The organism is Microbulbifer flavimaris (assembly GCF_001641755.2).
GTDB classification, from domain to species: domain Bacteria; phylum Pseudomonadota; class Gammaproteobacteria; order Pseudomonadales; family Cellvibrionaceae; genus Microbulbifer; species Microbulbifer flavimaris.
Window position 1 is genome coordinate 57,974 of the sequence record NZ_LRFG02000003.1, and the last position, 11,452, is coordinate 69,425.

The 11,452-nt window shown below is 59.6% G+C and carries 11 protein-coding genes; 7 read left to right on the forward strand and 4 right to left on the reverse strand.

All coding sequences use genetic code 11. The features are described from left to right. Window positions 1–258: 258 nt before the first annotated feature. From AWR36_RS09445 to AWR36_RS09455, 3 genes are all read left to right on the forward strand, one after another. Window positions 259–2,181: a PrkA family serine protein kinase gene (locus AWR36_RS09445; RefSeq protein WP_067084171.1), complete on the forward strand. Its 1,923-nt coding sequence runs from the start codon at window positions 259–261 to the stop codon at window positions 2,179–2,181. A 151-nt stretch (window positions 2,182–2,332) separates the two neighbouring features. Next, window positions 2,333–3,610: a YeaH/YhbH family protein gene (locus AWR36_RS09450; protein WP_067084172.1), complete on the forward strand. Its 1,278-nt coding sequence runs from the start codon at window positions 2,333–2,335 to the stop codon at window positions 3,608–3,610. Then, window positions 3,610–5,190 carry a SpoVR family protein gene (locus AWR36_RS09455; RefSeq protein ID WP_067084173.1) on the forward strand — a complete coding sequence of 527 codons (1,581 nt, stop codon included), beginning with the start codon at window positions 3,610–3,612 and terminating at the stop codon, window positions 5,188–5,190. The genes AWR36_RS09450 and AWR36_RS09455 overlap by 1 nt, the downstream gene beginning before the upstream one ends. A gap of 107 nt (window positions 5,191–5,297) precedes the next feature. On the opposite strand, the gene AWR36_RS09460 is transcribed toward AWR36_RS09455, so the two are convergent. Next, window positions 5,298–5,864: a response regulator gene (locus tag AWR36_RS09460; protein WP_067084174.1), complete on the reverse strand. Its 567-nt coding sequence runs from the start codon at window positions 5,862–5,864 to the stop codon at window positions 5,298–5,300. Window positions 5,865–6,415: 551 nt separating this feature from the next. On the opposite strand from AWR36_RS09460, the gene AWR36_RS09465 reads away from it, so the two are divergent. Both AWR36_RS09465 and AWR36_RS09470 read left to right on the forward strand, forming a co-directional pair. Next, window positions 6,416–7,636: a multifunctional CCA addition/repair protein gene (locus AWR36_RS09465; protein WP_067084175.1), complete on the forward strand. Its 1,221-nt coding sequence runs from the start codon at window positions 6,416–6,418 to the stop codon at window positions 7,634–7,636. Next, window positions 7,629–8,357 (forward strand): pteridine reductase, encoded by a 729-nt coding sequence (locus AWR36_RS09470; protein ID WP_067084177.1) that lies wholly within the window; start codon window positions 7,629–7,631, stop codon window positions 8,355–8,357. Before AWR36_RS09465 ends, AWR36_RS09470 begins: the two co-directional genes overlap by 8 nt. 123 nt (window positions 8,358–8,480) lie before the next feature. Here AWR36_RS09470 and folK read toward each other — a convergent pair whose 3' ends face one another. From folK to tsaD, 3 genes are read right to left on the reverse strand one after another with little or no spacing between them, the layout of a single operon-like run. After that, window positions 8,481–8,972: a 2-amino-4-hydroxy-6-hydroxymethyldihydropteridine diphosphokinase gene (gene folK, locus AWR36_RS09475; protein ID WP_067084179.1), complete on the reverse strand. Its 492-nt coding sequence runs from the start codon at window positions 8,970–8,972 to the stop codon at window positions 8,481–8,483. Window positions 8,973–8,974: 2 nt separating this feature from the next. Further along, window positions 8,975–9,355, reverse strand: coding sequence for a dihydroneopterin aldolase (folB, locus tag AWR36_RS09480; protein ID WP_067084181.1), 381 nt, complete (start codon window positions 9,353–9,355; stop codon window positions 8,975–8,977). Continuing rightward, window positions 9,355–10,398, reverse strand: coding sequence for a tRNA (adenosine(37)-N6)-threonylcarbamoyltransferase complex transferase subunit TsaD (gene tsaD / locus AWR36_RS09485; protein WP_067084183.1), 1,044 nt, complete (start codon window positions 10,396–10,398; stop codon window positions 9,355–9,357). Before tsaD ends, folB begins: the two co-directional genes overlap by 1 nt. 174 nt (window positions 10,399–10,572) lie before the next feature. Here tsaD and rpsU point away from each other — a divergent pair, with 174 nt between their 5' ends. After that, window positions 10,573–10,788 carry a 30S ribosomal protein S21 gene (gene rpsU, locus AWR36_RS09490; RefSeq protein WP_020411530.1) on the forward strand — a complete coding sequence of 72 codons (216 nt, stop codon included), beginning with the start codon at window positions 10,573–10,575 and terminating at the stop codon, window positions 10,786–10,788. Between the two features lie 200 nt (window positions 10,789–10,988). Next, window positions 10,989–11,435: a GatB/YqeY domain-containing protein gene (locus AWR36_RS09495; protein ID WP_067084184.1), complete on the forward strand. Its 447-nt coding sequence runs from the start codon at window positions 10,989–10,991 to the stop codon at window positions 11,433–11,435. Window positions 11,436–11,452: the final 17 nt, after the last annotated feature.

Genomic DNA, 11,452 nt, shown 5'->3' on the forward strand with positions numbered 1-11,452 from the left:
GCTATCCTCATTATGCAAGGGAAATTTTACAGTTTCTCGTTTGGCGACACACCGAGTGTCCCACAGGTAATAAAGATAGAGTTCAGCGCAAAAGCGCCTTTCAGTTACCGCGAAACCTGCCGATCAGGTCGCGCCCGCTTCGTCAGCCGCACGGGTCAGTTGTTCACACAGGCGAGAGCCTCTGCGATACCCAGCTTGCATGATTCTGGTGCGACTGGCTGGAAGAGCTGTCCGACACGCCAAAGGGAGTTGTGCACGATGACGATTTTCAACCACTACCTGGAACGGTACGAAGCCATTCAGGATGAAGAGCTCAGCATCCAGGAATATCTGGAGCTGTGCAAAAACGACCGCAGCGCCTACGCCTCACCGGCGGAGCGCATGCTGATGGCCATCGGCGAGCCGGAACTGGTGGACACATCCCGCGATCCGCGGCTGTCGCGCATCTTTTCCAACAAGGTGATCAAGCGCTACGCTGCCTTCAGTGAGTTCTACGGCATGGAAGAGGCCATCGAGCAAATCGTCTCCTTCTTCCGCCACGCCGCCCAGGGACTTGAAGAGAAGAAGCAGATCCTCTATCTGCTGGGGCCAGTTGGTGGCGGTAAATCCTCTCTGGCCGAACGCCTCAAGGCCCTGATGGAGAAGATTCCCATCTATGCCATCAAGGGCTCCCCGGTATTCGAGTCACCCCTGAGCCTCTTTTCCCCTGACGAAGATGGGCAGATCCTTGAGGAAGACTACGGGATTGCCCGGCGCTACGTGAACACCATCATGTCACCCTGGGCGGTCAAGCGATTGCATGAATTCCGTGGTGATATCAGTCAGTTCCGTGTTGTGAAGATCCGGCCATCAATCCTCGATCAGATTGCGATTTCCAAAACCGAACCCGGTGACGAAAACAACCAGGACATCTCGTCCTTGGTAGGCAAGATCGATATTCGCAAGCTGGAGGACTTCCCCCAGAACGACCCGGATGCCTACAGCTTCTCTGGCAGCCTCTGTCGTGCCAACCAAGGGCTGATGGAGTTCGTCGAGATGTTCAAGGCGCCCATCAAGGTTTTGCACCCACTGCTCACCGCGACGCAGGAGGGCAACTACAACAGCACCGAAGGACTGGGCTCCATTCCCTACAATGGCATTATTCTCGCCCACTCTAACGAGTCAGAATGGCAGACCTTCCGCAACAACCGCAACAATGAAGCGTTCCTTGACCGGATCTATATCGTCAAGGTGCCCTACTGCGTTCGAGTGCAGGAAGAAATCAGGATCTACAAGAAGCTGCTGGAACACAGCTCGCTTTCCAAGGCCCCCTGCGCGCCGGATACGCTGCGCATGTTGGCGCAATTCTCCGTTCTGTCCCGAATCAAGGACCCGGAAAACTCCAGCGTCTTCTCCAAAATGCGGATCTACGACGGCGAAAACCTGAAAGATACCGACCCGAAGGCAAAAACCATTCAGGAATACCGTGACAACGCTGGTGTTGACGAGGGCATGAACGGCCTCTCCACCCGCTTTGCCTTCAAGATCCTGTCCAAGGTCTTCAACTTCGATGCAACAGAAGTGGCTGCCAACCCGGTGCACCTGCTGTATGTGCTGGAGCAGCAAATAGAGCAGGAACAATTCCCGCCAGAGCAGCAGGAGCGCTATCTCGGCTTTATCAAGGAATACCTGGCGCCACGCTACGTCGAGTTCATCGGCAAAGAGATCCAGACGGCCTACCTCGAGTCCTACGCAGAGTATGGACAAAACCTGTTTGACCGCTATGTGACCTATGCCGATTTCTGGATCCAGGACCAGGAGTACCGCGATCCCGAGACCGGCGAGATTCTGGATCGGGGCGCCCTGAACGAGGAACTCGAGAAGACCGAGAAACCGGCAGGCATCTCCAACCCGAAGGACTTCCGCAACGAGATCGTCAACTTTGTGCTGCGCGCCCGTGCCAACAACCAGGGCAAGAACCCGGATTGGCGCTCTTACGAGAAGCTGCGTGCAGTGATCGAGAAGAAGATGTTTTCCAATACCGAGGACCTTCTCCCGGTTATCTCGTTCAACACCAAGGCCTCTGCAGAAGACAAGAAGAAACACGCCGACTTCGTCGCGCGTATGGTCGAGCGGGGCTATACCGAGAAGCAGGTGCGGCTGCTCTCGGAATGGTATCTGCGGGTCCGCAAGTCGCAGTAACCCAGCAGTACTCGCGGGGCGCCGAAGAGCGCCCGGCGGTGCTGGCCGAGTCATACCCGAGTGCAGTCACATCCATCCCACGGGTTGAGATGCTCCTGCACACCGGGGCAGCGCCAGCTACCGCTGCCACGCACTGGTCAGAGGCAGTAACATGAGCTACATCATCGACCGCCGGTTAAATGGCAAAAAGAAAAGCACGGTCAATCGCCAGCGTTTTCTCAGGCGCTATAAAGCCCACATCAAAAAGGCCGTCGGCGAGGCCATGACCAACCGCTCTATCACCGACATGGACAAAGGCGAGCGGATCAGCATTCCCACACGAGATCTCAACGAGCCGATCTTCTCCCATGGGCCCGGAGGCCACGTCGAGCGGGTTCTGCCGGGCAACCGCGAATTCGTCTCCGGTGACCGAATTCCACGCCAGGGCCAGCAGGGTGGTGGCGGCGGTGGAGGTGGCGCCAGCGACAGTGGCGAGGGGGTGGACGATTTTGTCTTCCAGATTTCGCAGGAAGAGTTCCTCGACTTCATGTTCGAGGGCTTGCAGCTACCGAATATGATCAAGCGGCGCCTGGCGGGCAATGAATCCTTCAAGATGGTACGAGCCGGCATCAGCAACGAGGGCACACCGGGCCGGATCAATGTGGTGCGCTCACTGCGCGCGGCCAATGCCCGCCGCATCGCACTGACCAGCAGCAAGCGGCGCAACCTGCGGGAACTTGAGACCGAACTAGAGAGGGAAGAGCAAAAAGACACAGCCCTCCGTGACCAGCGAAAGCTCGAGGCCCTGAAAAAGAGTATCGTCGACCTCCGTGAGCGTATCGAGCGGGTACCCTTCCTCGACGACTTTGACCTGAAGTACAACCTGCTGGTTAAACAACCCAAGCCCCGGTCAAAAGCGGTCATGTTCTGCCTTATGGATGTCTCCGGTTCCATGAACCAGGCCACCAAGGACATGGCCAAGCGCTTTTTCCTGCTGCTGTACCTGTTTCTACAGCGGAGTTATGAACACACCGAAGTGGTCTTCATCCGCCACCACACCAGTGCAAAGGAAGTGGACGAGGAGGAGTTTTTTTACTCCCGCGAGACCGGGGGCACCATCGTTTCCAGTGCCCTGAAGCTGATGCGCCGCATCATGCAGGAGCGCTATCCTGCAAGCGAGTGGAACATTTATGGCGCGCAGGCATCGGATGGCGACAACTGGAATGACGACTCCAGCACCTGTCACAAGATCCTGATCGACGACATCATGCCCCATGTCCAGTATTTCTCTTATGTAGAGATCACCCCCAGGGATCACCAGGCATTGTGGGAGGAGTACGAGAGTGTCCGTGCCCTGTTCCCCGAGCACTTCGCCATGGAGCAGATCGTCGACTTGCAGGATATTTATCCGGTATTCCGTCAACTGTTCAGTCAGAAGGTGGCCGCGTAATGCTCGATAAATTTCCCACAGCACCGGATGCAAAATCAGAGGGCCCCATCTCCACTACCTCTGAGTGGACGTTTGAACTAATCCAGGAATACGACCAGGCCATCGGCGAACTGGCGGAAGAGTTTGGTCTCGACACCTATCCCAACCAGATAGAGATCATCAGCTCCGAGCAGATGATGGATGCCTATTCCTCGGTGGGTATGCCTGTCGGCTACAACCACTGGTCCTTTGGCAAGCAATTCATCAGTGTCGAGAACAGTTACCAGCGCGGCCTGATGGGACTCGCCTATGAAATCGTGATCAACTCCAACCCCTGCATTGCCTACCTCATGGAAGAAAACACCATGACGATGCAGGCCCTGGTGATTGCCCACGCTTCCTATGGCCACAATTCCTTCTTCAAGGGCAATTATCTCTTCCGCAGCTGGACCGATGCCAGCAGCATCATCGACTATCTGATCTTTGCCAAAAACTATATCGCCAAGTGCGAGGAGCGCCACGGACTGGAGGAGGTCGAGGCAATCCTGGACTCCTGCCATGCGCTGATGAATTACGGCGTCGACCGCTACAAGCGCCCCTACCCAATTTCAGCCGTCGAGGAAGAGCGCCGTCAGAAAGAGCGGGAGGAATATCGACAGCGGCAGCTCAATGACCTTTGGCGCACTATTCCCAAGATGGGTGCAGGCCGCGAGGAAAAGTCGATTCACCGCTTCCCCGACGAGCCCCAGGAAAACATCCTCTACTTTATTGAGAAGAATGCGCCACTACTGGAGAACTGGCAGCGGGAGCTGGTACGTATCGTGCGCAAACTGGCACAGTACTTTTATCCACAGCGGCAGACCCAGGTGATGAACGAGGGCTGGGCCACCTTCTGGCATTACACCCTGCTGTCGGAGCTTTATCGCCGCGGGCGCGTGACCGAGGGCTTCATGATGGAGTTCCTGCAGAGTCACACCAACGTCATTTACCAGCCGCCTTTTGATAGCCCCTATTTCAATGGTATCAACCCCTACACCCTGGGCTTCAGCATTTTCAGCGACCTGCGGCGTATCTGTGAGGAACCGACGGAAGAGGATCGCGCCTGGTTCCCGGATATCGCCGGCAGCAATTGGAAGGAAACCCTGCAGTTCGCCATGCGGGACTTCAAGGATGAGAGCTTTATCCTTCAGTTCCTGTCACCGAAGGTGATGCGGGACATGAAACTGTTCTGCATCAGTGACAATGATCGGGAGAATGAAATCGTCGTCAGCGCTATTCACGACGAGGATGGTTATCGGCAGCTGCGGGCGGACCTTGCCGGGCAATATAACCTAGGCAACCGCGAGCCCAACATTCAGGTTTACTCGGTGGATACCCGCGGCGATCGCTCACTGACCCTTCACCACACCCAGTATCGCCGTCGCCCCCTGGGCAAGGATAGTTCCGAGGTGATGCGGCATCTGCACCGCCTGTGGGGATTCGATGTGCACCTGCACAGCCTGCATGAGGATGAAATCACCGCCAGTTACCACTGCCCGGAGCGGGGACGTGATCGCCTGGACCACGATGAGGAACCAATGCTGGTGCCAAAACCGATCTGAGCGGCATTGAGCAGCGGCATGAACAGAAAAATGGGCGCCGGTGAACGGCACCAGAGGACCGGAGCGACAGTCTGAATCGCCCCGGGAAAGCCGAAACTGCCCTTAACTCAGATCTCGAGCAGCAGCTTGACCTTCGCCACCAGCTCGTTGCGGTCTACCGGAGAGGTCACCACCGCATCTGCGCCAGCTTCCAACCAGCGTTGCTGCTCCTGATCACCGCTGGGAGCCACAACCAGCGCATGCACATTGGCAAATTCGCTGCGTGAGCGCAGGTGATCCAGAATCTGGAAACTGTTCAGCTGACTCATGTTGCCGTCGATCAATAGCATTGCTGGCTTGCAAGCCGCCATCAGGGTGCCAGCAATGAAACTGTCCCCTGCCACGTCCACCTCGCAACCAGACTGTTGCAGCGCCTGGCGGCCGGCGCCGGCAATCGCAGGATCTGAAGTCAGTAACAGCACCTTGCGGCTGGCAACGGCCAACTCGCTGGGCACTGGCATGGCGTTATCCCGCAGAAATCCCACGAAGTCCTCGACACAGATACGATGGTCCCCGCGGCCGGGCAATTTGTAGGCCTTGAGCTGCCCTCGCTCAATCCAGCGAATCACAGTGCGGAAGTTCACGCCGCAGTACCGTGCTGCCTCGCCAGTTGTGAGCACATGCAGTTCGTTCATTTTTCTAATTCCCCCAAACATCCTGCAAACACTGACAGGTACCCCGGGCAAGCGCCACGGCAATCATCGATGGAAACAGGCAGCCTAACGCGAATTTATCCTGCCAACACCGGGGACCCTTATAAATTATGCTGCCGAAGACGGCAAAGCCAGACCGAAACTCGGCTTTTCAGAGTATTGACGAAGCAGCGGCGGAACCCCTCAACAAAAAAGCGCTAAGGTATAGTTGACAGGTAAGACAGGTTAAATAAAATAGTCACAACTTCCGGAGACGCAGGTCTTCGTCCCGGTCAGCATGTGCTCTCCAGCGGCCGTCGGGCTTCCATCCCGACAGACGCCACGGCAGACACCCCTCCCAACACGAATACCCTAAGACCCTGGGCCCCCTTGTTTTTTCGGGGCCTTTTTTTTATCTTGCCGAAGCTCCTTTCACTTCTCCTGATACCGTCACGTCTCATCCTGACTCGTGCGGTCAACGCCGGCATAGATGGATTTATGGCTGTACTCGGCAACCCCAGCACCCTTCACTACCTGGTTGCAGGGCTTTCAACGTGAAAATCTACCTGGTTGGCGGCGCTGTCCGCGACAAGATGCTCAACCGCCCGATTCACGAGCGCGACTGGGTCGTCGTGGGCGGCGATGAAGCCAGCATGAAAGCAATGGGGTACACCCCGGTCGGCAAAGATTTCCCGGTTTTCCTGCACCCGGAGACCAGCGAGGAATACGCACTGGCGCGCACCGAGCGCAAGAGCGGCCACGGCTATGGCGGCTTTACCGTACATGCAGCGCCGGACGTCAGCCTGGAACAGGACCTGCTGCGGCGGGACCTCACCATCAACGCCATGGCTGAAAGCGAGACCGGCGAGCTCATCGACCCTTATGGCGGCCATGAGGACCTCGAGGCCCGCCAGCTGCGCCATGTCTCGCCCGCCTTTGCCGAAGACCCTCTGCGTATCCTGCGGGTGGCCCGCTTCGCCGCCCGCTACCACCACTTGGGCTTTACCGTCGCCGACGACACCATGGCGCTGATGCGGGAGATGGTCGCGGCCGGCGAAGTGGAGCACCTGGTCGCCGAACGGGTATGGAAGGAAATCAGCCGTGCACTGACGGAGCCGGACCCGGATATCTTTATTCAGGTGCTGCGGGAATGCGGTGCCCTCAGGATATTGCTGCCGGAAGTGGACCAGCTGTTCGGGGTACCGCAACCACCCAGGCACCATCCGGAAATCGATACCGGCAAACACCTGTTGCTGGCCCTCAAAGCCGCCCCTGCCGAGCTGCCGGTGCGCTTCGCCGTGCTTCTGCATGACCTCGGCAAGGGCATCACTCCGGAGGACGTACTGCCGAGCCATCGCGGCCACGAAAAGGCCGGACTACCGCTGGTAAGGGAGGTCTGCCGCCGCTGGCGTGTGCCCAGGGAGCTGACGGCCCTGGCCGCCGGTGTGTGCGAATACCACCTGCATACCCACCGCGCATTTGAGCTGCGGCCGCAGACCCTGATGAAAATGTTTCGCGCACTGGACGCCCTGCGCCGGCCACAACGGTTCGATTATTTCCTGCAGGCCTGCGAGGCGGATGCCCGCGGGCGGGAAGGCTTGCAGGATCGGGATTACCCCCAGGTGAACTTCCTGCGCATGGCGCGGGTCGCCGCAGCCGAAGTTTCACCACAACCCCTGATCGAGCAGGGATTTGAGGGCGCCGAACTGGGCAAGGCACTGGACCGCGCCCGCATCGAAGCGATAGCCAGGGTCAAAGAGGAATACCATGCGTAACGTCCTGATCACCGGCGCCGCCGCGCGCCTCGGCCGGGCCATCGCCCGGGACCTGCACCGGGATCATCGGGTCATCATCCACTATCGACGGTCCGCCACTGCCGCACAGCGACTGGTGAAGGAGCTGAACGAACAGCGTCCGGACTCCGCTGCCGCCCTGCAAAGTGACCTGGACAGCGCCGCCGGCTGCGAGCAGCTGGCACAGCACGCCTGCGAGCTTTGGGGCGGCATCGATGTCCTGATCAATAACGCATCATCGTTTTATCCGACCCCAGTAGGCGATGCCGATGAACGGGACTGGGACCAGCTGGTGGGGAGCAATCTAAAAGCGCCGTTCTTCTTGAGCCAGGCGCTGACACCCACCCTGATCGAGCGCAGCGGCTGCATCATCAACATGATCGACATCCACGCCGAGCGCCCCATGCCCCAGCACACCATTTACTGTGCCGCCAAGGCCGGGCTCGTCATGCTGACCAAGAGCCTGGCCCTGGAACTGGCCCCAAGGGTCAGGGTCAACGGCGTGGCACCCGGCGCGATCCTTTGGCCGGAACAGGAAGAAGTAGATGAAGAAGGCAAGGCGCGCACCCTGTCCCGCGTCCCGCTCGGCCGAACCGGCAGCGAGGCGGATATCGCCAAAACAGTGCGCTTCCTGACCACCGAGCCCTCCTACATCAGCGGCCAGATCATCGCCGTGGATGGTGGGCGCAGCCTGAATATCTAGAGTGCGGCGATGGATCGCGGGCAGGGAATTCGGCCACCCCGCACAGGGACAGCCAGCGCGCGAGAGACGAAAAGCACCCGCCAACGGGAAGCTGAAAAGATGTAAGGAGGCGACCCGGTCGATTCAGGGCCAGACGAACTCCACCGGCCACAGCTTCTGCCGCGCTTTATCATACTGGCCCCAGAGCTCGGCAAACGTCTGCCCCGTGACCGGATGACTGCGCCGGGGCGCAATTTCGGCCAGGGGCTGCAGGACGAACGCATTCTTCAGAATTTCCGCCCTCGGCAGCTCGATACCATCGACGGTGCCAACCCTGTCGTCGTAGGTGAGGATATCGATATCCAGCGTCCGCGCACTGAACTTGGGCCCGCCGCGCACCCGGCCGTTGGCGTCCTCGATTTCCCGTAGACACTGGGATAACTGCCCCACTGGCAGGTCGGTGTGGATGCCCACCACCAGGTTATAGAAGTTCTCACCATCGAACCCCACGGCCACACTCTCGAATACCCGCGAGACATCTAGCTCACCGAACTCCTGCGCGAGTGCATCGAGCCCGGCACGGATATGCTGCTCGCGGTCGATATTGCTACCGAGACTGAGAAAGACCTCCGCCACGCTCACACCTCCGCCGCTGCACCGGTGGCCGGACGCTCACCGCGCTCGATGATCACGCCCACATCGCGGGAACCGCGCACGGCGCCGGGTTTGGACAGCCGCAGGCGCAACCAGGAAACGTTGAATTCGTTGCGGACGATGGCGGCAGCCTGCTCGGCCATGGTTTCCACCAGCAGGAACTCACTGCCTTCAATAAAGGCGATCAGACGCTTGGCCACCGCCTTGTAGTTGAGCGTGTGCTCGATATTGTCGGTGCGCGCCGCCTCGGAGATATCGAAGGCCATTTCCAGATCGAGGCTCACGGTCTGGCGCACCTCGCGCTCCCAGTCGTAAATGCCGATGATCGTATCGACCTGTAGTTCGCGGATGTAGACGATATCCATCAGTTGGCGAGACTCCCCTTCTCAGTTAACTGCGTCATGGGCCAGCGCGGCATCACATCGACGGCCAGGCCGGCACGCTCCCCGGCTTGCAGGCGCAGATAGCCGGCATAGGCGATCATGGCGCCATTGTCGGTGCAGAACTCATGGCGCGGGTAATAGACGCTGGCGCCCTCTTCCGCCAGGCGCGCCTCAAGGCACTCGCGCAGCACCTTGTTGGCCGACACACCGCCGGCAATGACCAGGGTCTTGTGGCCGGAGGCGCGGATCGCGCGCCGGCATTTGATAACCAGGGTGTCCACCACCGCCTCCTGGAAAGCCGCGGCAATGTCGGCGCAGGTCTGCTCATCCGGCAGGCCGTCTTCCAGGGCGTGCTCGCGCACCGTGGTCAGGGTGTAGGTCTTGAGGCCGGAAAAGCTGAAGTCCAGCCCGGGACGATCGGTCATGGGGCGGGGGAAGGTAAATCGCGTCGGATCGCCTTTTTCCGCCAGTGCCGCCAGCCTGGGCCCGCCCGGATAATCCAGGTCCAGCATCTTGGCCGCCTTGTCGAAGGCCTCACCGGCGGCATCGTCCAGGGATTCCCCCATCAGGGCGTAGTCACCGAGACCGCGCACATCCACCAACTGGGTGTGACCGCCGGAGACCAGCAGGGCCACAAAAGGAAAGGCGGGTGGATTCTCTTCCAGCATCGGCGCCAGAAGATGCCCCTCCATATGGTGGATCGCCACGGCCGGGACCTTCCAGGCATAAGCCAAGGCGCGGCCGGCGCAAGCGCCTACCATCAACGCACCGACCAGGCCCGGCCCGGCGGTATAGGCGATGCCATCCAGATCGGCCGGAGCCGTGTTGGTCTGCGCCAGCACCTGGCGCACCAGCGGCAGCAGCTTGCGCACATGGTCACGGCTCGCCAGCTCCGGCACCACGCCGCCGTATTCGGCGTGCAGATCTACCTGACTGAACACTGCATGACCGAGCAGTCCGCTCTCGCTGTCGTAGATCGCGACGCCAGTTTCGTCGCAGGAGGTTTCGATACCGAGGACTCGCACAGGCTCTGCTACTCGTTACTGCTTCGGAGGCTCGCTATCATACCGGAAAAGAGGCTTGCGATCGCCGACCCGAGTGATTAGAATTTGCGCCCTCGCTGTGAACCGGCCCCCGGATTGCAACTGCGAGAGCATTTGCCGGAAAGGCCGAGAGAAACGAATTTTACAGGTATTCTAATGCCCTCAGTACGAATCAAAGACAACGAACCTTTCGATATCGCCCTGCGCCGCTTCAAGCGCTCCTGCGAAAAAGCCGGTGTACTGTCCGAAGTACGTCGTCGCGAGTTCTACGAGAAGCCGACTGCTGTTCGCAAGCGCAAGGCTGCCGCTGCCGTTAAGCGTCACGCCAAGAAGCTGCAGCGCGAAAACCGCAAGTTCCAGCGCCTCTACTAAGAAGCCGCCGCAAGGCGCTTTCACAGAGAGGCCGGGCGGGGCCCAGCTCCGTGCGGTAACCACGAAACGGCGTGCGAGCCAGACTCGCGCGCCGTTTTGCGTTGTGATGACAAGCGTTTGTCGCCACCTTTCGCGCCCATAGAGAGGCGCGCTATGCTTGCCGACACCAGTACAACAACCCTAATAGCCGGATTCATCGCATGAGCACTCTCAAGGAAACCCTCACCCAGGCCACCAAAGACGCCATGAAGGCCCGTGACAAGGACCGCCTGGCGACGCTGCGCCTGATCAATGCCGAGATCAAGCGCGTCGAGGTAGATGAGCGCATCGAGCTGGACGACGCCCGCATCCTGGCCCTGCTGGACAAGATGACCAAGCAGCGCCGCGACTCCATCACCCAGTACGAAAAGGCCGGCCGCCCTGAGCTGGCCGCGGTGGAGCAGGCAGAGATCGAGGTCATCCAGGAGTACCTGCCGGAGCAGCTGAGCGAAGATGAGATTTCCGCAATCGTCGCTGAAGCCGTGCGCGACACCGGCGCCTCCGGCATGGCGGATATGGGCAAGGTAATGGCCCAGGTCAAACCCCGGGTACAGGGCCGCGCCGACATGGGTGCGGTGAGCAGGCTGGTCAAGGCCCAGCTCGGCTGATCATTGGCAGCGGAGGG